Annotated in this window: 17 protein-coding genes and 2 pseudogenes; 13 read left to right on the plus strand and 6 right to left on the minus strand. The window is 67.5% G+C overall.

Annotated elements, in window-relative coordinates; all coding sequences use genetic code 11:
* Positions 1-188 precede the first annotated feature (188 nt).
* From AC4IHM_RS06765 to AC4IHM_RS06775, 3 genes are all read left to right on the plus strand, one after another.
* Complete coding sequence (locus AC4IHM_RS06765) at positions 189-2963, plus strand: lantibiotic dehydratase (protein WP_490866183.1); 2775 nt, start codon at positions 189-191, stop codon at positions 2961-2963.
* Complete coding sequence (locus AC4IHM_RS06770; RefSeq protein WP_490866184.1) at positions 2927-3523, plus strand: lanthionine synthetase LanC family protein; 597 nt, start codon at positions 2927-2929, stop codon at positions 3521-3523. The genes AC4IHM_RS06765 and AC4IHM_RS06770 overlap by 37 nt, the downstream gene beginning before the upstream one ends.
* 157 nt (positions 3524-3680) lie before the next feature.
* Positions 3681-4154 (plus strand): HIT family protein, encoded by a 474-nt coding sequence (locus AC4IHM_RS06775; RefSeq protein ID WP_490866185.1) that lies wholly within the window; start codon positions 3681-3683, stop codon positions 4152-4154.
* Between the two features lie 140 nt (positions 4155-4294).
* Here the strand turns inward: AC4IHM_RS06775 and AC4IHM_RS06780 are convergent, their stop codons facing one another.
* From AC4IHM_RS06780 to AC4IHM_RS06790, 3 genes are read right to left on the minus strand one after another with little or no spacing between them, the layout of a single operon-like run.
* Positions 4295-4867 carry a DUF6262 family protein gene (locus AC4IHM_RS06780; protein ID WP_490866186.1) on the minus strand — a complete coding sequence of 191 codons (573 nt, stop codon included), beginning with the start codon at positions 4865-4867 and terminating at the stop codon, positions 4295-4297.
* Complete coding sequence (locus tag AC4IHM_RS06785; RefSeq protein ID WP_490866187.1) at positions 4864-7392, minus strand: tyrosine-type recombinase/integrase; 2529 nt, start codon at positions 7390-7392, stop codon at positions 4864-4866. The genes AC4IHM_RS06780 and AC4IHM_RS06785 overlap by 4 nt, the downstream gene beginning before the upstream one ends.
* Positions 7389-8495: a tyrosine-type recombinase/integrase gene (locus tag AC4IHM_RS06790; RefSeq protein ID WP_490866188.1), complete on the minus strand. Its 1107-nt coding sequence runs from the start codon at positions 8493-8495 to the stop codon at positions 7389-7391. Before AC4IHM_RS06790 ends, AC4IHM_RS06785 begins: the two co-directional genes overlap by 4 nt.
* Positions 8496-8625: 130 nt before the next feature.
* On the opposite strand from AC4IHM_RS06790, the gene AC4IHM_RS06795 reads away from it, so the two are divergent.
* From AC4IHM_RS06795 to AC4IHM_RS06815, 5 genes are all read left to right on the plus strand, one after another.
* Positions 8626-9261 carry a lanthionine synthetase LanC family protein gene (locus AC4IHM_RS06795; RefSeq protein ID WP_490866189.1) on the plus strand — a complete coding sequence of 212 codons (636 nt, stop codon included), beginning with the start codon at positions 8626-8628 and terminating at the stop codon, positions 9259-9261.
* An 11-nt stretch (positions 9262-9272) separates the two neighbouring features.
* Complete coding sequence (gene fxlM / locus AC4IHM_RS06800; RefSeq protein WP_490866190.1) at positions 9273-10484, plus strand: methyltransferase, FxLD system; 1212 nt, start codon at positions 9273-9275, stop codon at positions 10482-10484.
* Positions 10485-10932: 448 nt separating this feature from the next.
* On the plus strand, positions 10933-11685 hold the full coding sequence (locus tag AC4IHM_RS06805; RefSeq protein ID WP_490866191.1) for a transposase family protein: 753 nt from the start codon (positions 10933-10935) through the stop codon (positions 11683-11685).
* A 1182-nt stretch (positions 11686-12867) separates the two neighbouring features.
* The gene (locus AC4IHM_RS06810) at positions 12868-13488 is read left to right on the plus strand and encodes an ATP-dependent Clp protease proteolytic subunit (protein WP_490866192.1); all 621 of its coding nucleotides are present in this window, start codon (positions 12868-12870) and stop codon (positions 13486-13488) included.
* A gap of 306 nt (positions 13489-13794) precedes the next feature.
* On the plus strand, positions 13795-14385 hold the full coding sequence (locus AC4IHM_RS06815) for a DUF6545 domain-containing protein (RefSeq protein ID WP_490866193.1): 591 nt from the start codon (positions 13795-13797) through the stop codon (positions 14383-14385).
* A gap of 50 nt (positions 14386-14435) precedes the next feature.
* Here the strand turns inward: AC4IHM_RS06815 and AC4IHM_RS06820 are convergent, their stop codons facing one another.
* Together AC4IHM_RS06820 and AC4IHM_RS06825 are read right to left on the minus strand one after the other, a co-directional pair.
* On the minus strand, positions 14436-15254 hold the full coding sequence (locus tag AC4IHM_RS06820; protein ID WP_490866194.1) for a tyrosine-type recombinase/integrase: 819 nt from the start codon (positions 15252-15254) through the stop codon (positions 14436-14438).
* 545 nt (positions 15255-15799) lie between these two features.
* Positions 15800-16711 (minus strand): LysR family transcriptional regulator, encoded by a 912-nt coding sequence (locus AC4IHM_RS06825; protein ID WP_490866195.1) that lies wholly within the window; start codon positions 16709-16711, stop codon positions 15800-15802.
* 155 nt (positions 16712-16866) lie between these two features.
* Between AC4IHM_RS06825 and AC4IHM_RS06830 the strand changes: the two genes are divergently transcribed.
* The 4 genes and pseudogenes from AC4IHM_RS06830 to AC4IHM_RS06845 form a co-directional block, all read left to right on the plus strand.
* Positions 16867-17751, plus strand: a complete 885-nt coding sequence (locus AC4IHM_RS06830) for an NAD(P)H-binding protein (protein WP_490866196.1) — start codon at positions 16867-16869, stop codon at positions 17749-17751.
* 29 nt (positions 17752-17780) lie between these two features.
* A complete protein-coding gene (locus AC4IHM_RS06835; protein WP_490866197.1) occupies positions 17781-18743 on the plus strand; it encodes an alpha/beta hydrolase in 963 nt (320 codons plus the stop codon).
* A 162-nt stretch (positions 18744-18905) separates the two neighbouring features.
* The gene (locus AC4IHM_RS06840; RefSeq protein WP_490870778.1) at positions 18906-19175 is read left to right on the plus strand and encodes a hypothetical protein; all 270 of its coding nucleotides are present in this window, start codon (positions 18906-18908) and stop codon (positions 19173-19175) included.
* A 17-nt stretch (positions 19176-19192) separates the two neighbouring features.
* Positions 19193-19444: pseudogene (locus AC4IHM_RS06845) on the plus strand (TOBE domain-containing protein); the annotation flags it as partial.
* Between the two features lie 25 nt (positions 19445-19469).
* Here the strand turns inward: AC4IHM_RS06845 and AC4IHM_RS06850 are convergent.
* Entirely contained in the window at positions 19470-20510 is a 1041-nt protein-coding gene (locus AC4IHM_RS06850; protein WP_490866198.1) for a PucR family transcriptional regulator, read from the minus strand.
* Between the two features lie 21 nt (positions 20511-20531).
* Between AC4IHM_RS06850 and AC4IHM_RS06855 the strand changes: the two are divergent.
* Positions 20532-21560, plus strand: a pseudogene (locus AC4IHM_RS06855) (recombinase family protein); the annotation flags it as partial.
* Positions 21561-21623: the final 63 nt, after the last annotated feature.

Here is a 21623-nt window from a genome sequence, read left to right on the forward strand (position 1 = left end):
CGCTGTGCTCCCTCTGAATGCCCAGCACACTCGATGGCCATCGGTGGACGACTCTGTCGACTGTCTCCGGTGGCTGAGCGGTATCTGGGCCGATCCCGCCTTCGCCGAGGCGGTATGCGTCGCCTCTCCGCAGCTCGCCGCTACCGTCGCCCAGGCCCTCGACGACCACGACGTTCTCACACAGGCGGGTGCGCAAGGCGACAATGGCGACCGCCCGCTATCTCCTGCGAGCTGCTGGACGCCCCACGCCTTTCGGTCTGTTTGCCGGAGTGGTCGGTGCGGAGTGCGGCCCTGCCCTCGTGCAGATCGGTACCGAGCACCGCCCCGTCGCCCGCCCTGACACCCTGTGGCTCGACTACGTTCGCCGGAACCTCCAGTGCCGCCGCGACGTTCTGCCCCATCTGACCCTCCAGGGCAGTGACTTGACCGTGCGGCGCGGTGACATGCTGGAGATGCCGCTTCCCGGAGGCCGTACCGCGAGCGTCCGCGTAACCCGGCCGCTCGCTGCGATTCTTGAGATGGCCGCCCTCCCCATTCCATGCCAGGAGGTCACTGACCGGCTCGTCACGCTGGGTGCCACCACGGAGCAGGCTTCACGGCTTCTCACCGGCGCTTTGGAGGCGGGCATTCTTACCAGTGGCCTGGCAGCTCCCATGACCGAGCATGATCCCCTCGGCCACATCCTGAGCACCCTCCGGCCTCTCACGGCCCAACTGGATTCCGGAACCGTCGGCTGTCTCGACGAGCTGGTCGACGTGCACCAGCTCCTCATCGAACACGATGAGGCTGATAGCCAGGCAGCGGCGCAGGAACTTCGGGGTACGGCCGAGAAGCGCATGAGCAGCATCACCGATCAAGGCCGAGTGCGGCTCAGCGTGGACCTGCGTCTCAACGCCACCGTACGCGTCCCTGGACCAGTCCTGGAGGAGGCCGAGCACGCCGCCAACGCGCTGCTGCGCTTGACCCGGAACCAGGGCGAGAAACCTGTGTGGGCCGCGTACCACAGCCTTTTCTGGGAACGGTACGGCGCTGGCTGTCTGGTGCCCGTTCGCGATGCCGCGGACCTTGCCGCCGGGGTCGGGCTGCCTGCCGATTTCCCGACGTCCCTGTGGGAGGAACGGCCTACGAAGATCCTCCCGCGCGACGAGCTGCTTATGGCCAAGGCGTGGCAGGCAGGGGTCAGCGGCGCCCCGGAGATCCGCCTCACGGACGCGGATCTCGATGAGCTGTGCACTGGCCCGGCGCTCGACGACGCGGCGACCGCTGCTCACGTAGAGATGGGCGTGCGGGTGTACGCGCCGACTCTTCAGGCCGTGGATCGTGGCGAGTTCACTGTGTCCGTCCGCCCCGCCTGGAGCACTGGAACTCTCACCGGCCGGTTCGCCGCCACTCTCCGGGACAGCGGTCTCGCCGACGCGTACAAAGGGCTGCCCACTCTGGTCGACGGCGCGCTGTCGGCTCAGCTCTCCTTCACTCCGGTCTATCCGCACGCCGAGAACGTGGCGCGCACCCCCGCCTTCTTGCCGTATGTGATCCCGGTCGACGAGCACCGGGCCCCGGCCGCCAACCTCATTCCGCTCGACGATCTCGCCGTACTGTCCACCAGCACGCGTCTGTACCTGGTCAGCCTTTCGCAGCGCCGCGTGGTCGAGCCGGTCGTCCTGCACCCCCTCGCCCTGGAGAAGCAGGCCCCGCCGATCGCCCGGTTTCTCGCGCTCCTGGGGCGCGGGTTCGCGACGGCATGGACGCAATTCGACTGGGGACCGCTCGCGGCCGGGATGCCGTATCTGCCCCGTGTGCGCTACCGCAAGGCCATTCTGTCCCCGGCTCGCTGGCATCTCACGACCTCTGATCTGCCCACCGGGTCCTTCCGGCCCTCCTGGCACGAGGCCCTGGCGGAGTGGGCGCGGACCTGGAGGTGCCCGCAGTACTTGGAGCTGCGCGACGACGACCGCACCCTGCTCCTGGACCTGGTCGAGCCATTGCATGCGCGGCTGTTGCACGCCCACCTTCAGCGCCACGGCGACGCTGATCTACTCGAAGCCCCGGACGAGCGCGATCTCGGCTGGATCGGGCACGCGCACGAGATCGCCCTGCCCCTCACCTCCACCCGGCCGCCTCTGCCCCACCCCGACGTGGCGACTGCCCCTGTCGTCACCAACCGGATGCTGCCGAACCCCGGCGACGGGCGGCAGCGCTGGGTACAGGCCAAACTGTTCACGCACCCGACGGCCATGGACCAGATCATCACCCGCCGCCTCCCCAGTCTCCTCGATGAACTCGGCGGCCTTGACAGCTGGTTCGTCCGCTACCGCACCCCGCAGGAAGAGGATCACCTGCGAGTGCGGATCGCCACGCACGGCCCGGACGGGCATGCCGCGGTGACGCAGGCCATCGCGCGCTGGGTCGAACACCTGCAAGGTGACGCACTCGCCTCCCGGCTAGTTCTCGATGGCTACCGGCCCGAATTCGGCCGCTACGGTACCGGGTCCGTTCTGGAAGCCGCCGAGAACGTGTTCGTCGCCGACAGCGACACCGCCCGGTACGCGCTCACTGACCTGGCGAGTGTGGACCGACGAGTCCTATGTGCACTCGGCATGATCGACATTGCCCGCGGGCTCATGGGCGAGGAAGACGGCACACGCTGGATGGCCACCACTCCCGCCCGCGGCAGGGGTCTGCTCGACATCACCCGCGAGACGCTCCAGCGCGCCCACACCGACGCCCTGCCGCAACACCCTGGCTGGACATCCCGGCTCGCCGACGCGTACGAGCGGCGCCGCGCGGCTCTGGCCGTTTACCGGACCCACCTCGCCGACGAGCAGACTGCTCCGGTGCTGGAGTCGCTGCTGCACATGCACCACAACCGAGTGATGGGCCCGGACCGTGAAGCCGAGGCCGCTTGCCGACATGCGGCCCGGCAGGCATGCCGCTCGTTTCAGGTACGGGCGGCAAGCAAGTGAACGACCTCACACATGACTTGGGCCGAGGACTCGCCGGAACCGTCATGTACCAAGCTGCTCTCGCCCAGGACAGCGGCAAGTGGGAAGGAGTACACGCCGCTGCGCGAACTATGGCCGGGCAGCCGGCCGCCGCGCATCCCGCGAGCGCGAGCCTGTACCGCGGGGCACCTGCCGTGGCCTACGCGCTGCACACAGCGCGCCACCGCGCCTACAATTCCGCACTCGACGGCCTGGACGATGCGCTCGCCACGCTCGTGACCACGCGGCTCTCGGACGCCCACCACCGCATGGATTCCGGTCTGCCGCCGCGCATGCGGGAGTACGACCTGATCGGTGGTCTGACCGGGCTCGGCGCGTATCTCCTGCGCCGCGGGACCCGCCCCGACTTGCTCGAGGGCGTCCTGCACTACTTGATGCAGCTCTTCCAGCAGCCCGTCATCGTCCACGGTGAACAGGTGCCGGGCTGGTGGACTTCGGAAAGCCCTGGCGGCCAACCCGATTCCGCCTGGCCGGACGGGCATGGCAACTTCGGCACGGCGCACGGCGTCACCGTTATCTAGGGTTGTCAAGGCCCTCAGCAGATCACAACGCTCTATCGGTAGCAGGCACGTAAGTCACGTTGTGCTGTGTTCCCAAGACGTTGCCGCTGCTGAGGGGTAGGACTTGGCTGGTGCCGTGACCCGGTTGGCTGATCAGCGATGGGTAGAGTCGCCGATCATGAGTGATGGCTGGCGGAAGGACCGGATCGGCAGCGCGCTGCGGGGCGAGAATCCCACGGTGCTGCGGAGGTTGGAAGCGGGATTCGCAGTGATCGGGGACGTTCAGTTCCTGCCGGGGTACTCGGTGCTCCTCGTGGACGATGCTGCGGTGCAGCGTCTGTCGGGACTTCCCAGGGGCAAGCGGCTGGCGTTCCTGTCCGACATGGACAGACTGGGCGAGGCCGTCGAACGTGCCTGCAAGCGGTTGGATCCAAGGTTCCGGAGGGTCAATTTGGAGATCCTGGGAAACACGGAGCCGTTCCTGCATGCGCATGTGTGGCCGCGGTTCGAGTGGGAGCCGACCGATCTTGTGGGCGGGCCGGTGTGGCTGTATCCGCGCGAGCAGTGGAGCGACGAGCGGTATGCGCTCGGCTCACGGCACGATGTTCTGCGAGAGGCGATCGGCGAGGAACTGGACCAACTCGCATCCTGATGTGCCCGAGTCGCCGCCCCGCCGATCGGCGACCTGGATCTTCGACCAGCGGGGATTGCCTGGTGGTCAGGGAGTTCTCCGAAGTGGGGGCGGTGTCCGGTCCGGTGGGCATGGCGGGACGGGCGGCTTGCAGGGCACGGTCATTCGCCTGGGCGGTTTTGATCGCGCATCATGTTCCGCAGGGCCTGTCGGGCGGAGATCAGGTCGTCCTGGGCCTCGGTGAGCGCGGACTGCAGGCCGTCCCGGTCGGCTTCGGCGCGGGTCAGCTTGTCGGTAAGTGCCTGGTTGACCGCGGTGAGTTCGTTGATGCGGGAGACGAGTTCAGCGTGGCCTGCTTGTCCGACTTGCTGTCCAAGGCCGCGCCGAACGGCGGCCTTGAGCCGGTCTCGCTCCTCCCGCAGTGCCCGGAGTTCGGCGCGAGCCAGTTCCAGGTCGGTCGCCATGCTCGCCGGGCTGGCGACGGCACCGGTCGTCTGTTCCCGGGTCTTGCTGCGGGCTTGACTCTTGCGGGCGGCCTCGATGTGCTCGCGCACGCCCTCGGCATAGACGAGCCAGTTCGACACCTGGGCGGCCTTGGCGACGCCGAGGAACGTGATCGGCTCGCCCTTGGCCTTCATGTCGTCCACGACGGCGAGGACTTTCGCCCGTTTGGCCAGACTGTCCTTCTTCCTGGCCTCGCGGAGCACGTCGGCGGGGGTGCGCTTGGCGGTCACGCCCCGGCCTCGTCGGCAGGGCGGACGACGGGCATGGGCAGGGCGACCGGCCCGGAGCCGGCGGCGCCTGCGCGCAGGCGCCGCAAGATCTTGCTGGCCTCTTCGACCTCGTGGCGTTCCTCGTCGGGCATGGACTCCATCTTCGTCTTCATCTTCTTGATCACGTTCAGGTAGTCCGCGATCTCGCCTTCCATGCCCTTGATCGTGTAGTCGGCCGCGCCCATCGCGCGGGCCAGCTCCAGATTGGCCTTCAAGCTGCGGACCTGGTCTTCGATGGCGGGCAGGTGCGACGGGTCGGGGCGGTAGGAGCCGCAACCGGAGCACTGGAAGCGGATCGGGCAGGCATTGCCTCCGGCCTTCACGTTGGACGGCTCGACGCAGTTGCCCCAGGGCACGGCGACCGACCGCACCTCGTAGGCTGTCGCCGAGCCCATGGGCGCGGAGTTGCCCTGCCGGTCGATCGCGAGGACCCGCAGGGTGTCCACCGCCTCGCGCTTCATCTTCTTCGACACCTGGTAGTACGCGGCCGTGGTGTCTGCCGATCTGTGGTCCATGAGCGCTTGCAGGACGTGAAGGGGGACTCCAGCGTCCGCGTAGCGCTGGCAGAAAGTGTGCCGGAAGGCGTGGGGGAAGATCTTGGTCCGGTCGAACGGCAACGGTGTGCCCTCACGCCCTAGTTCCTCGGAGTCCAGCACCGGAATCGAGTCGGCCCACGACCGGATGAACCGCGAGAGGTATCCCGTGTCGAGGTGATGGTAGCGATTGGTGATGGCCGGGAAGAGATGCTCCGCGCTGTTGTCCGGCAGGTCCAGCCCGGCTCGGATCTCCTGCCAGTCCTTGATGGCGCCCACGGTCTGCTGGTGGACCGGCAGGCGCCGTCGCCGTCGCCGACCTTTCATGTTGTGCCAGACCAGCTGGTACTCGCCGTTGTCGAACTCCAGGCAGCCCAGGTCGAGTCCGGCGACCTCGGCGGGGCGCCGGCCGGTGTCCCGCAGGACCACATATGCCGTGCGAAGCATCGCGTTGACGGCCTCGGGAGGAAGCTCCCCGTAGGGGAAGTCCTTGCCCAGCAGGTGGACGTGCTGGTCAAGCTGGCGGATCACGAGTTCGGGGATCGCCTTGCCGATCTCCTCGTCGTTCTCGTCGACTCTCTTGATCGTGTGATGGTCCGGATGACGGACAAAGCGCGAGGACAGATCGTCCAGCACCCCCTCGCGGCGTCCGAAGTCCAGGAGGTCGAAGAACTCGGCCGCCCTCTTGATCAGGGCGGTGGATGCGTAGACGTTGCCCCGCCGGCCCCGGGCCGTCCGGAACGCGTCGACGACGGCGGTCACGTCCGAGAACTGGAGCTTGCTCGGATCGTCACCGCCACCAGGCCGCAGTTCCAGAGCCCGTGAGGCGATGACACACGCCCAGTGGTACTCACGGAGCTCCTTACTGTTCGGATTCGTGGTGCGGGCCCAGTGCATCACCAGCTCCCGCAGCCATCCCTGCCGGACCTCGCCGAAGTCGAGGGAGCTGGGATTGCGAAGAGCGCTCTGCGTCTTCTTCAAGGAGGGGATTGCCTGGCTGACGGTCCGTAGATCCCAGACCAGTTTGCGGGCAGGATCAACCCCCCGGAACTGGTCGAAGCCGGTCGTGATGTCCCACCGCACTCCACCCAGGAGCGACACGGTCCCCTCGTAGCCCGCTTGGGAGGGATCCGGGAACGCATCTCCTGCCAGAGCGATGCTCGGCAGGCCGGCCAGCAAGCCGACGATGCCCCGTACCGCCTGGGGAGAGAGGTTCTGCCCGCGCGCGTCACGCTGCTGGAGAACGTAGAGCATCTCCAGCCGCGCCACCGCAGACAGCGGAGCGAGCGAGAACATGTGGGCGGCCAGAAACGGCGACTGACGCTCGGCCCACCGTGCGACAGGAGCGCTCCCGTCTCCGACGAGGTCGGCCGGGTCGACCTGGAGCCGCCACTTCCTGTGGTGTGTGCGACACAGGCCGTTGTTCTGCGACTTTTCCCTTGAGCGTCCCGGAACCCGGCACCCATCTGCGGCGCTCAGCGGCTTCTGTCGCGCCACCCACGCCGCCATGTCGGATCCGGACCGTTTCTTGGCCTTCGCCCATCCGCGGTAGTGGGTCAGGCACAGTTCCAGGGAGAACGCGTCCCTGGGACACGCGGATACCGCACAAGTGGCGAGACGGCGATGCGCGGCGACGCGACGGAACTTCCGTGTGTAGGTGGCCTCGAACTCCTCCCTGGTCATGCCGCTCTCGCGGTAGGCGTCGCGGCAGGGCTTGCAATAGCCCGGATTCATCATGGTCGCCCCGCAGCCGGCGATCCGGCAGAGCGAGACACTGGTCCGCGGATTGTGCGGGTCGCCGACGAACAGCAGCAGGTCCGCGTTCCATTCGCCGGGCCGCCACGCGGGGTTGAGTTGTCCACGGAGCCACTCGGTCCACTCGGCAAGGATCTGGGCGTCGTCGGGACGGCGGTCCAGTTTCCGGGGCTGGGCCGGAACGACGGCGACGGTCACGGGCGAGCCTTTCCGCGGGTGGCGACGTGGTTCACGGCGTCGCGCTTCTCCTGGTCGCTGGCGTGCGTGTACTGGTCCATGGACTGCCGCGACACGTGCCCGGCCATATCCATGATCAGGTAGTCGGGCTTGCCCTCGCGGCGCCAGCGGGTGATGGCGGAGTGGCGGAGCATGTGGGGGCGGGCGGTGAACCCGGCCTTCTTCGCCAGGCGCTGGAACAGCTCGTAGGTGCTGGGGTACTTCATCGGCTGCCCGAGCGGCGCGGCGAAGAGGTTGACGAACACCATGTCGCAGTCAGCCGCTTCCGGCACGCGGTCGCGTTCCCACTGGTAGTCCGCATACAGACCGGCGATGTCCTCACCCACCGGGATCCAGCGGGGCTTTCGGGTCTTGGCCAGGGCCCCGTTGGCGTTCTGCCGGCGCCGGACATGGATGTGCGGCCCGGCGACCGGGCAGCCCAGCAGCTTGGAACTGGACAGCAGATGCATGTCCTCCCGGCGCAGTCCCAGGGCCTCGCCGATGCGGATGCCGGTGACAGCCAAGAGCGCGACCAGCAGGCGGTCGCGGACGTGCACCGTGTAGTCCAGCACCTGCCGGATCTCGTCATCCGTCAGGTACTCGTAGCCGGGGACCACGATCTTGAACTTGATCGTCTTGACGTTGACGGTGGAGAACTGGCCCTCCTCGCCCCGGTCGTACCCGGGCGGCGCGTACCGCAGCTGCTTCGGCTCGTACAACTTCGTGGCCAGGTCAGCGGACACTGGACTGTCATCGAGCAGTGTGCAGTACCGAAGGAAGCGGAACACCGTACCGACGATGGCGTTGGCAGTGCCCTTGGACCGGTACTTGGGCTCCACGCGTACCCCACGGCCCCTGGGCGGCAGCGGCTCATCCACCAGCCAGTTCAGGAAGCCAGCAAGCTGCCGCATCGAAGGGGCAGCCCAGTCGATGCCCTGATCCACGCAGTAGCAGAGGTACAGGGCAATGCGGCCGGCGTAGGTCCGCTCGGTGTTCACCGACGCGTCCTCCGCACTGCGGAGGGAAGCCAGGTACGCCGACGAGTACTGGTGCAACTCATAGGCGGCGTCCACCACGACCCACATAGGGGAGCCGTCGGCGGGAGACAGCGCCCTCTCCGAACGGAACGGCGGAGGGAGCGGACTTACAGCGCCATACGTCACTTGAACCCCGATGATATCTGTGAGGCACGTTGGTTCTCAACCTACATGCCTCATGTGCCAGAGATGCTTACAAGCACCCAAGATAATCACCGGGCCCATCGCGCTCCTCGCCCTGTGCGCCCGTGCGGGACACACGGTGCAAGGCCAGCGCGAAACCTTGGAACACGCTTGCAGCCTTCTGGAGGAATGGGCGCAATGCCTTCCGGGCGGTGGTGCCGCCTGGCCGGAGACCGTCACCCTGGACAGTTGGCTCAGCGGACCGCGACCACTGGCACACCCGGGCAGGCCCTCATGGTGCTATGGCACCCCGGGGGTCGCCCGCGCGCTTCAACTCGCCGCGCTCGCCTGCGACCGCACGGACACCCAGCGTCACGCCGAAGACATCCTCACATCATGTGCCGCCGACCCCGAGCAGCTGGCGCGTATCACCGACGCGACGGTGTGCCACGGCTGGGCGGGACTCTGTCTCACTGTTGACCGGGCCGCGGCCGAAACCACTCCCGGGAGCGCGCTCTCCCGCCTTCTGCCGTCCCTGCGGTCCCGCTTTGCCACCCACCTGGCACAGCACGCGCTACCCGATTCCGCCGGACTCCTTACCGGGTCCGACGGCATCCTGCTCACGCTGCACACCCTCAACCCCGCCCGCTCCGTTGCGCCAGGGTGGGAGACCTGCCTCCTTCTCAACTGAAAGAGATCTCTGTGAACAACACCCCCGCCGTCGACGACCTGCGCAACCAGCTCGTCGACGAGATCATTGCTGAGAGGCCACTGCCGTCCGCGGTCGAGCTTGCTCTTCGCACGGTCCGCCGCGAACTGCACCTACCAGGGCTCGACCCGGCCGAGGCGTACGCGGACAGGGCTGTCTCGATCAAGGAGAACCCCAACGGGCCTCTCCCTCTCTCCTGCGCTTCCGTGCCGACCACCGTCGCGATGATGCTCGCCCAGCTCGACGTGCAGCCCGGTGACCACGTCCTGGAGATCGGCGCCGGCACCGGCTACAACGCCGCGCTCCTCGCCGAACTCGTCGGACCAGACGGGCGGGTCACCACGATCGACATTGACTCCGATGTCGCCCTGCACGCCCGCGATGCGCTGAACCGGGCGGGCTACGAGCACGTCAGGGTGATGGAACGCGACGGCCTGAAGGGAGCACCCGAGCACGCTCCTTACGACCGGATCGTTGCGACGGTGGGCGTCTGGGACGTACCTGCCACCTGGTGGCAGCAGCTCGACGACGGTGGCCGACTCGTGCTCCCGCTGCGCTGGCGCGGGCAGACCCGCTCCGTCGCGCTGACCCGCCACGGCAACACGCTCGTCTCCGACGACATGGAGCTGTGCGGATTCGTTCCCATCATCGGCCAGGAAGGAGGGCGGACCATCGAGCTGGCCAACGGCACTGTCCGCCTCCACCATGACCGGGACCAGCCCGTTGACCCCGATCTCCTCGGGGACGTTTTCTCCACGCCGCTCACCGAACTGTGGTCGGACGCCCACGTTGGCAGCCAGGAGACGTTCGACGGGATCTGGCTACGCTCCACCGCCTCCGATGACACTGTCTGCCGCATCGAAGTCACCGGGCTGGCCCTGGAGGACGGCGTACGGCGCCCCGCGATTCCCGGGCGCAGCCCCGCCCTTGTGTCCGGCAACTCCCTCGCCTACCTGATCGCCGAACGCGACAACGCCGATCCCGTGCGGCCCGCGCGGCTCGGGGCGGCCGGTTATGGCCCCGACGGGCCAGTTCTGGCCCGCAGCCTGGTCGCCCACATCTCCACTTGGAGCGCCGAACGTACCGCCGTGCCTCGCATGACGATCCACCCGGCAGACACGCTCCTCGACGACCTGCCCACAGGGCACGACATCCTCAAGGAGGACAGCCGCATCGTCCTTGCCTACGAGCAAAAATCTGAATGACCTGGGTATCGCCATAGGCTGAGACCCCAAATCAACTCCGGGGCCTCAGCAAGTTCCACCTTGGCACCAGCTGAACCAAGGAACGGCCGCTGGTCTGTGGCTTACCCATGCGCTCCGCCCCACGAGCACCGCAGGGCGGAGCGCTTCGCTCTATCGGTCCACAGCCTCGGCTGAAGGCTGCACACTCACAGCATCAGAACCGGTCGATCTTTGCGTCCCTACATGAACTACAAAGCGAGAAGCCATCGTTCACTGCAACAGGGTTCCCGCAACTGTCGCACGAACCAAGGGGGCCGTGCTGCGTCCCGCACTGGAAGCAGAAGTATTCGACATTGAGCCGTTTCCAACCTGACGGGAGGTTGGGCGGATGACCCCGGCGGCGGGCAGGAAGAAAGCTCCTGGTAGACGGGTTCACGACCAAGATCACCAGTCCGCCAGGAGCTTTCGCGTGCTTGTCTACCCGTCCGGTATCGATCTGTCCAGCCGAGCCCTGCAACACCTCTCCGGTCTCCTCGCAGGTCACCGCCGTCGGACCGGCTCCCGGTGGCGTCGCCTGACCTGCGGTCGGCAGGCCCTGCCCGTCCTGGCCCACCTGCGCTGCGGCGACACCTGCGCTCGCCTCGCAGCGGGTTTCCGCGTCGGGGTCGCGACGGTCTACCGGTATATACGCGAGGCCGTCGATCTCCTGGCCGCTCTGGCGCCCACGCTGGAGCAGGCGATGCAGACCGTGCGGAAGAAGGCGTACGTGATCCTCGACGGCACCGTGCTGCCGATCGACCGCGTTGCCGCCGACCAGCCGTACTACTCGGGGAAGAAGAAGCACCACGGGATGAACGTGCAGGCCCTCGCGGATCCAGCCGGCCGTCTGACCTGGGCCTCGGACGCGCTGCCCGGAGCCGTGCACGACCTGACCGCGGCCCGGACCCACGGCATTCCCGCCGGTCTCGCTGCCGACGACATCAAGTGCTGGGCGGACAAGGCGTATCAGGGTGCAGGCCCTGCTGTCCGCGTCCCGTTCCGGGGCAAGAATCTGCGCGGCTGGCGCCGGCGTCACAACCGCGATCACGCCAAGATCCGCAGCCTCGGCGAACGCGCCATGGCCACCCTCAAATGCTGGCGGCTCCTGCGGAAGCTCCGCTGCAGCACCACCCGGATCACCGCCGTCGTCCGTGCCGTCGTCGCCCTCGAACTCACCACCTGATCAAGATGGAAAAGGCTCAGTGGCTACGCTGAAAGAGCTCGCGGGCACGCCTTCTTGATGTGGTAGCCGTACGTCGTGGCCGTGAGCATGGCCATGGCACCCCCGCCTTGTTCGCGCGGAGCGAAGAACACGTCGACCGTCCCTTGCCCGCCTTATCCTTGGAAGACCATCGAGCTCAAGGCCCACTACTCCACGTAGGCGCATTTCTACTCCGCAGTAAGGGGAAGAGCTCAGCAATGTCCCCTTCGCCCGGATGAACAGAGGTGAATCTGAACGGCAGTTGACAATGGAGACTCTTGCATGCCATGAGACATCGCTGTAGGGTGCAACGTACGCCGTACAGGAGGTAAGCGTGTGACCAATCCAGCTCCTCATCTACGGCGCTGGCAGGTTGTTGGCATGTCGAGCTTCCTCAGGTTGACTGGCGTACCAGATGATACAACGTCACCATGCGTGGGCGCGGACTTACATGCCAGCAGCGCCAACCATGGATGGTCGGCGAAATCATTAGCGACCCGGACAGGCCCATCACGGGCCATCCGAAATGATCCAGACCGATACATCCGGAAATGCGCATTATCCGCGATGCTCGCGACTTTCAATCTTGGGTCACTTTGCATCAAAAACGCGTACATGCAGGCTCAAATTGTGGCTACCTGCCCCCACACTGAAGCCGACTCCACATTTCTGCTGACTACCACGTCGGCTTGCGCCTGCGACTTGCTAGGTTCGGAGCGCCTTGCAGATACCCGCGTGTCCGCTGATGTAATTTCTCTCCGGCCCCTTGCGGGCCCCACGGTTGAGGGATTCACGCTGGAACACGCGCGGCAAGGATATACCTTCCTTATTAATTTTCCCGTCGCAGCCGCTCGCCTTGCTGCAGCCGTCATTTTTTTCACGCCGTTACGGAAGTCTCCATGGCTTGAATCGGCGACCTTGGAGGCGGTCAATTTCCTTGAACCAACCCCCGATGGACCCAGCACAGCTACAACTTGCGCTCTCCCTTGGGATTTCCCAACCACGTGGCCCATCAATCGAGATGTCAATGACCTCCTCTCCTGAATACTTCCCTACCACGCCAAGCAGATTTCCCAGAGGACGGAATCAAGCATACCGACCTCCGATAAATCAAAGTCGCAGTACCCACCACCGGCCGCGAGTAGCAGAACAATAGGAGTTGCAGTGAAGGAAACCAGGGAACTGACGGGTCGCACCCTCGGCGCATCGCGATGGAACCTGAACGACCAGGTAATGCATCGCCTCATGGACGAGCGTATCATTATGCTTGGTCGAGAGGTTGATGACGCCGGAAGTAATGCGATTTGCTCGCAACTGCTTCTGTTGGCAGGAGATTCCTCTCGCGACATCAGCCTGTATATCAACTCGCCGGGTGGGTCCGTCACCGCGGGAATGGCCATCTACGACACCATGAACTACATCGAAAACGATGTAGTAACCGTAGCCATGGGGACCGCAGCCTCGATGGGCCAATTCCTCCTGACTGCGGGTACTCCAGGTAAGCGGATCGTTCTGCCACATGCGGAAATCCTCATGCATCAGCCGTCCGCCGGACTCGGCGGCTCTGCCAGCGACATCAAGATTCACGCCGAGCGGCTCATTCGTGTCAAAAAGCGCATGATTGACATCACAGCTCAGCACACCGGACGGACCATCGAGGAGATTAAGCGGGATTCAGACCGCGACAGGTGGTTCTCCGCCGAAGAAGCAGTCGAGTATGGCCTCGCCGACAGGGTTGAGCATGTTGCCGCTACCGTTCCAGGCAGCATCGGGGCAGCGAAGTAGTCTGGAGTTGTCGCCTACTGACTGACACTCCGTTGCTCCGAATGTCATAACGGTCACGTCGGTTCACCGGCAGTATCTATCGGCTACGGCCAAACACGGACGGGTCGGCAGGTAACATCGCAGTAGTGCACGACAAGATTTCGGGCACGAGCCCCGCAATTCAATAGTGCCAGGTGCCTAAGAGCCCAGTACTGCAGCCTCAGATCATGTGACTGGTGATCAGCACTGATCATTATCCGGTCATGCTGATCGATGTGAGTACGGAGCACATCGGGAACTAAGCAGAGGGACTGGCTGTCCCGACAGGTGAGTTGGGACAGCCGTTCACCCGTCCGGAGCCCCGGGCGGGATCCGAACGTCCATTGGCGAGGCGTCCTGGAGCGCGGACGTGCTGTTGACCGAGCTGCAGACGTACATAGCCTCAAGGATCTGTTGGAAGCCGTACCTGATGTAGCACTGGTCCAGCCACGGCGAACCCGGATTCAGGAAGTGCTGTGGCCGTCCACCTCGCTGGCGCTTCAAGCCCACCGCCAGACCATCGAAATCTATGACGCGCTGTTGGATCTCCGACTGTACGTACATCCAGGGGCCTACGATCATGCGCGTCAGCACGCCCAACGCACTGGTGTTCCAGGTGATCGCCACATGGCGGCCACGCTCGCTGGCGCTCTGGGGCAAGCACGACGCGCCAAACTTGCCGCAATGCCTTCGTCCAGCCCCAGCCAGCTTCCCGGCTTTGACATCGGCGACCTGCCCCAACTCCTCGATGTAGCTCGGCTGTGGCCCCTGATGGCCGATGCTGCTCCCGACCCCAGCCAGCTCGCCAACTCCCACTTGCCAGCCCTGACCCACGAAGCCAATCCACCGGCACCAGGAGTCGAAGGCCGTATCTCATGAACCACCGTTCCGCTCAGAGCAACTCGGCGCTTCGCGCCTCGGGCGAGCCGTCACCACCGGATCAGAGACCCGGGTATAGATGCGTGTCGACTCCGGAGAGGCATGGCCAAGTCGCTTCGCTTCTGGAGCGTCAGTTCCCGCATGCCTCCCTCCCACATGCTGGTCGCGTGAGTGTGCCGTAGAGCGTGCGGGGTCACCCACGGCTCGCGGATCCCGGCCCAGGTGCAGACGCGGGAGAACATCCGCACCAGCCCGTCGTAGCTCAGCGCCTCCAAGCGCCGGGTACCGCGGCCGCCGATCTGGAAGACCAGTCGGCTGTCGGCCTCGGCAGGGCGCTCGCCCATCACGTAGGCGCTGACCGCCGCGAGGGTCTCCGCCTCGTGCAAGTCGACGACCCGTTCATGGCGGGACTTCGACTGGGCGTCCTTGGGATGGTCGTCACGGTGCCGGACCACCACCCGCCGCCGGCCGTAGGCCAGCTCGTCCAGGTGCAGGCCGAGAACCTCGCCCGGCCGCAGGTCGCCGTGGAGCATCAGCAGAACGATCGCCTTGTCGCGCAGGCAGCGGAGCTGTGCCAGCAGGGCTTGAACCTGATCGTCGGAGAGCAGTCGCGGAACCCGCTGCACGGTCTTGACGCGCACGACCCGGCGGACCGGACGCTGCTGGCTGGCCCGGCCCAGGAACGGGCGGTGCCTCTCGGAGACTCGCGCGAGCGCGGGGTCCGGCCGCTTCTCCAGCGGTTGGCCCTGTCCAGCAGCCCGGACAGGATCGAGTACTCCTAGAACACGCCCCTCGGTGAGCAGCCGCTCGACCAACTCGGTCGCCTTGGCTCGTCGTGCACGAGCGACGGGCCGTTCGGCGTAGGACACGGAGTTACGCCTGCGCCCAGCAGGTCCAGCGGATGCCGCATGGTCGCCCCCTTCAGCCGACTTCGGCTCCTCTGGGCGATCACCATGGCGAAGGAAGTAGCGACCATCCTCGGTGACCTCCACGAGCGCTTCCCCGCCGCCCCGACTGATCCTCAGCAACCCTCGATCACGCAATGCATAAGCCGACCGCCAATCCCCCGGCGCCCACGCTGCGGGATACTCCTCACCGGCTGCGAGCCGTTCGAGCAGTGCGCGTTGCCGTTCATTCGGGTCAGACCGTCGATCCACGATCACCAACCCACAGCGCACTCGCATGCCCTGTACAGAGCCGAAAGAGTGGCGCCTGCCCGTGGGAGTTCTCTGGGACTTTCCTGGGACTTCCGGCCGCATCAGCCAGCACGAGCGTGAAACAACCGAAAGGGCATTCATACAGGTCAACGACCTGCGACGGCCAGACATCGCAGGTCACGGCGTTGGCTGGTCTCTTCCGCGACATCTGAGAAAGCGGGGCGAATCGCCGGGATCACCACCGCCGGTGGGACTGGTCACCCCTCTGGGTTGTCGGGTGCAGGGCCGCTCATGTGCACCGGGGCGTAGCGAGCCGCGATGTCGAGTGCGGTGCGGACGAAGGTGGATACGGCGGCGGAGCGGGACTCCGCCGGCCAGGCCAGGGAAAGCCTCAGCGGGGGCAGATCGTCGATGGTGCGGTAGGCGATGCCGGGCCTCGGGTGGCGCCGCACGATCGACTCCGGGGGGAACCAGACGATGTTGCCCAGTTCGATCAGGTTGAAGATCTGGGCGAGGTCGAGCTGCCGGGGCGGGGTCCCGGTGGCCGGCAGGAGGTGCTCCTGGTCGGCGGGGCGACCGTCGGGCAGGACCCGGCCGGCCAGGTCGGCCAGATGAGGGCCGGGGTGCGCGGCCAGTGGGTCGTTCGCCGCGAGGGCCAGCAGGCGGGGCTCGGTCAGCAGCGGCTCCACGTCCAGGCCGTGGTGATCGAACGGCTCGGGCACCAGCGCGATGTCCGCGCGGCCGTCGCGCAGCGCCGGTGCCTGTTCGCCGCGGCCCCCGAGCACGAGTTCCAGCGGGAGGGCGCCCGGCTGCTCCTGGTAGGCGGCGACGACCTGCGGCAGCAGTCCGCCGTCGTAGTCGGCCTTCAGTGCCAGCCGCAGTCCGGGATCGAGCCGCCCGGCGTGCCGGGCGCGCCGGGCGGCTGCGGCGACCGCGTCGAGTGCCGTGCGGGCGTCGCGCAGCATGACCTTCCCGGCCGGGGTGAGGGAGACCCGCCGTGTGGTGCGCTCCATGAGGGTCACGCCGAGTTGTCGTTCCAGTTCCCGGATGGCCCGGGACAGTGGTGGCTGGGCCATGCGGAGTCGCTCCGCCGCCCGTCCGAAGTGCAGTTCCTCGGCGACGGCCACGAAGTAGCGCAGCTGCCTGACCTCCAGGTCAAGGCTATTCATACCGCTACGGTATCAGTGGCGCGGTGATCGGTCCTTCTGGATCACCGGCCCGGCCGGTTGACTGGAGAACGGCCACCGGTGGTCGGGCCGCCTCGCCCGTGCCGCGTCACGTGGTGGCCCCATCCGTGTTTCCCCCCACCTCATCAGGAGTCACCGTGATCGTTGTCACCGCCCCCACCAGCCGGATCGGCCGGCAGACCGTCGACCGTCTGCTGGCCGCCGACGCGCCGGTCCGCGTGATCGTGCGTGACCCCTCCCGCCTGCCCGCCGCGGTGCGGGAGCGTGTGGAGATCGTCACGGGCTCGCACAGCGACCCGGACGTGGTCGCGAAGGCGTTCGCCGGAGCGGACAGCCTCTTCTGGCTGGTGCCGGCCGATCCCCGCTCGGAGAGCGTGCACGCCGCGTACGTGGACTTCAGCCGGCCGGCGGCCCGGACGCTCGCCGCCGGGAGCGTCCAGCGTGTCGTCGCCGTCTCCGCTCTCGGCCGCGGCACCCCCATGGCCGATCACGCCGGGTACGTCACCGCGTCCCTCGCCATGGACGATCTGCTGGCCGGCACCGGTGTGGGTTACCGGGCGCTGACCATGCCCTCCTTCATGGACAACACACTCTGGCAGGCCCAACTGATCAAGAACCAGGGCCTGTTCACCTCGCCCATCTCCGGCGACCGCCCCATGCCCACCTGCGCCGTGAGCGACATCGCCGCCGTCGCTGCGCGCCTGCTCCTGGACGACACGTGGAGCGGCGTCGAGGAGGTTCCGGTGCTCGGGCCGCAGGACCTGTCCTTCGACGACATGGCACGGATCATGTCCGAGGTGCTTGAGCGCCCGGTCCGTTTCCAGCAGCTCCCGGGGGCGGACTTCAAGGCCCGGATGATGACGGCCGGAAACTCCGACGCCATGGCGCAGGGACTGCTCGACATGGCGCTGGCCAAGGACGCCGGGCTCGACAACGCCGTGCCCCGCACGGCCGAGTCCAGCACGCCCACCAGCTTCCGCCAGTGGTGTCAGGACGTACTCAAGCCGGCCGTCCTCGGCTGACACCACGGCAACGAAAGGCCCGGCACCCCATGCCCCGACACGACGTGTCCCCCGCTTTCACCGGCTCCGCACCCGACGAGGAGCGGATCGCCGCCCTGCTGCGGCAGTTCGCCGACGGATTCAGCTTCCAGAGCCGCTCCCCTCTCCTGCACTCCCCGCGCGACCAGGGCCTCGCCTACGAGGACGTCGCCTTCCCGTCGGCGGACGGAGTGCCCCTCGAAGGCTGGTTCATCCCGGCGCCCGGGTCCGGCAAGGTGGTCATCGCCAACCACCCGATGGGCTTCACCAGGTCCGGACTGCCCGCCCACCTGGAGCCGTGGCGGTCGCAGTGGGCGGCGAGCGGGAACGCCTTCGAGATCGACTTCACCCCGGACTACCGGATCCTCCACGAGGCGGGCTTCAACGTCCTCGCCTACGACCTGCGCAACCACGGGCACAGCGGCGAGGGCAACGGCGGCATCTCCTCCAGCGGGATCTACGAGGCCCGTGACGTTGTCGGCTCACTGCGCTACGTCCGGGAGCGCCCGGACACCCGCGAGATGTCCGTCGGCCTCTTCAGCAGGTGCCTGGGCGCCACCTCCACCTTCGCCGCGATGGAGCGGTTCCCCGACGAGTTCGGCACGGTGCGCTGCCTGGTCGCGCCGCAACCGGTGACGGCCCGGACCATCATCGAGCGCCGCCTGGCGGCCATGGGACTGTCGGACCGCATAGCCGAGTTCGAACGGCTCATGGTGCTGCGTACCGGCATCGGCTTCGAGCCGAGGAACCCGCAATGCTGGGCGGCGAGCGTCAGCGTGCCCGCCTTCCTCTACCAGGTCCGCGACGACGTACTCACCCACCCCGACGACGTGCGGACGATGTTCGACAACATTCCCGTCACCCAGAAGAAGCTGCTCTGGATCGAGGACACCACCGCCCGGTTCGACGGCTACCTCGAATTCCAACGCCGCCCCGAGCCGGTGCTCGACTGGCTCACAACCCACCTGTCCTGACCCCACCGCCACCACCGGAGAACCCGTGAACCCGGACCTGACCGACCGCGTGGTGATCGTCACCGGCGCTTCCTCCGGAATCGGAGCGGCCACCGCCAGACTGCCGCACCACGTCGGCGCCGGCCCGTCCTGGCCGCCCGCCGACGGGACAGGCTCACCGAGCTGAGCGCCGAACTCGACAACGCGCTCGCCGTCCCCACCGACGTGACCGACCCCGCCCGGCTGCACACCCTGGTCGAGCGCACCCTCCAGCGGCACGGCCGCGTAGACGGCCTGGTCAACAACCGTGCACGTCCGGCAGGTGCAGGTCGAGCAGGAGCAGGTCCACCGGCGTACGGTCCAGCGTGCGCCGCGCCTCCGTCGCCCCGGCCCCTCGGTACTAGGCTTCCGGTGTGCCGTCGTACAGCATTGGTCAGGCCGCGCGTCTGTTGAGGGTGAGTTCGCAGACCGTGCGTCGGTGGGCGGACTCCGGGGTGTTGGTGGTGGGGCGGGACGGTTCGGGCAGGAGGGTGGTCGACGGGGTGGGGCTCGCGCGGTTCGTCCGGGAACGGGCCCGCGAGGAGGGCGGGGCCGTCCTCGGGCGGAACTCGTTCATGGGGATCGTCACCGCCGTCAGGATCGACGATGTCGTGGCCCGGGTGGAGATTCAGGCCGGTCCGCACCGGATCGTGTCCCTGGTGACCCGGGAGGCGGTCGAGGATCTGGATCTGGCGGTCGGGGTCGCGGTCACCGCGCGAGTGGAGTCGACGAGCGTGCACGTCGAGCGGGGCCAGTGGGCTGTCCGGCGCCCGCCCCCGTGCGGCACAGCAGGGCGGCCCACAGGTCGAGGCGGTCGCGCAGGCGGGACAGGTCGCGGCCGGTGAAGTGCTCGACGCGCTGGATCCGGTAGTGGACGGTGTTGACGTGCAGGTGCAGTGCCTCGGCGGTGCGGGCCCAGGAGCCGTCGTGGGCGAGGAACACCTCCAGCGTGTCGAGCAGCGCGGCGGCGGAGGCGTTCGCCCTGTCGAGCAGCGGGCCGAGGACCGTGCGGCTGAAGGCGGTGCGGACCTCGGGCGGGACACCGGTGAGGAGCGTGTCCAGCGTGGTCAGGGTGCTCGCGTCGGTCAGCGCCGACCTGCCGGGGTCCGTCGCCCGTGCGCAGGCCAGGGCGTAGCGGGCCTCGGCCAGCGCTCCGGGCAGCCCGGAGACCTCGTCCGCCGGTCGGGCCGTCCCGGCGTGCAGGAGGAGGTCCGGGTCGCAGGCGGCCACCGGCGGCCAGGTCCGCGCCAGGCCTGCCGCGGCATCCTCGGACACCACCGCGAACGCGGTTCCGTCGGGCAGCAGCCCCACCGCCGCGAAGGCCGGTGCCGTATGGGCCACCGCCTCCGTCAGGGCGCTCCGCGCCGACGCCCCGTGCCGTGCGCCCGCCGCGGCGCCCGCCGTCGCCGCGATCACCTGGTACGGGCCCTCCGACGGCAGCCCGCAATCGCGCACGGCCGCGGTCAGGCCGTCGCCCGCCTCGCCGGCCGTGAGCAGCGCGCCGAGGGTGTCGGTCGCCCGCCGTTCGGTGGCGTGGCGCCGGGCCGCCCTCTCCTGGCAGCGGCCCAGTACGGCGCCGACCTCGTGCAGCAGCCGGGGCGGCGTGGCCGCGGCGTCGGGCAGGTGGAGCCACCACCGTTCGTAGGGGGTGCCGTGGGGTTGTAAACGTACCTGCGTCTTGTAGAGACCAAAGAGGTACCCGCGATGACTACCGCGACCCCGACCCGCACGCCCGCGCCGACCACCCACCCGAGCCCCGCCGTCCAGCGGATGCGGGCGGTGCTGTACGTCCGCATCAGCGACGACCCGGAGGGGTTGGAGAAAGGGGTGGAGCGGCAGGAAACCGACTGCCGCGCCTACGCCGAATCCCTCGGCTACGAGGTCGTGGAGGTGTTCCGTGAGAACGACACCTCGGCGTTCAAGCAGCGCACCGTCACCCTACCCACCGGGGAGAAAGTCCGCCGCGTGGTGCGACCCCGGTTCCGTGCTCTGCTGTCGTTTCTGGCTCGTGGTGGTGCGGAGGCGATGGTCGCCTATGACCTGGACCGGGCTGTGCGCGACCCCCGCGACCTGGAAGACCTGATCGACGCCAAGGTGCTCTACGGGTTCCGGGTGCTCTCCACCACCGGCAGCCTTCGGTTGGACAATGACTCCGATATTGCGATGGCCAGGGTGTTGGTGGCGATGGCGAACAAGTCCAGCGCTGACACTGCGCGGCGTGTGGCGCGGGCGTCGAAGCAGCAGGCCATCGACGGCAAGTGGCACGGTGGCCGCGCCCCGTACGGCTACCGGATGGGCGACTCCACGCTCTATGTCGTTCCCGAGCATGCAGCACTGATTCGTGAGGCCACTGACCGGGTGCTCGCGGGCGAGAGTCTGTACGTCATCACGCGGACGTGGAACGAGCGTGGCGAGCATACCGGCAACGGCGTGCAGTGGTCAGAGAAGGCTCTCGCCCAGGTGTTGCGCAACCCCGCGATCAAGGGCGTGCGCATCTACCGGCCTACCTTGCCGGACGGCAGGAGCGCGGAGGTGCCCGAGGTGGTCACCGAGGGGAACTGGCCTGCGATCCTCGATGCGGAGCGGTGGCAGGAGGTCGTGGACGTGCTCGACGCCAGGCGTGCGCGGCGGACGATGTGGCCGGGCACCGTGAAGCGGCTGCACCCGTTCTCCGGTCTGATTCGCTGTGCCTCGTGCGGTACGGCGATGCGCAAGCAGGGGCCGCAGTACATCTGCCTGAACTACCAGCGCTCCATCTGCTCCCGGTCGATCAACGCCAAGGAAGTGACGACGCTGATCGAGGAGGCCGTACTGAGCGTGTTTTCCCGTATCGCCCTCACCCCCGAACAGTTGCCGAGCCGG

The sequence above is a fragment of the Streptomyces sp. SL06 genome, assembly GCF_058244745.1.

What these genes read in the sequence shown, in the direction of transcription:
- AC4IHM_RS06770 (WP_490866184.1), top strand. Translation starts at nt 2,927, where the DNA reads ATGCCGCTCGTTTCAGGTACGGGCGGCAAGCAAGTGAACGACCTCACA.
- AC4IHM_RS06825 (WP_490866195.1), bottom strand. Translation starts at nt 16,711, where the DNA reads ATGAATAGCCTTGACCTGGAGGTCAGGCAGCTGCGCTACTTCGTGGCC.
- AC4IHM_RS06795 (WP_490866189.1), top strand. Translation starts at nt 8,626, where the DNA reads ATGTGCCAGAGATGCTTACAAGCACCCAAGATAATCACCGGGCCCATC.
- AC4IHM_RS06775 (WP_490866185.1), top strand. Translation starts at nt 3,681, where the DNA reads ATGAGTGATGGCTGGCGGAAGGACCGGATCGGCAGCGCGCTGCGGGGC.
- AC4IHM_RS06790 (WP_490866188.1), bottom strand. Translation starts at nt 8,495, where the DNA reads ATGTGGGTCGTGGTGGACGCCGCCTATGAGTTGCACCAGTACTCGTCG.
- AC4IHM_RS06835 (WP_490866197.1), top strand. Translation starts at nt 17,781, where the DNA reads ATGCCCCGACACGACGTGTCCCCCGCTTTCACCGGCTCCGCACCCGAC.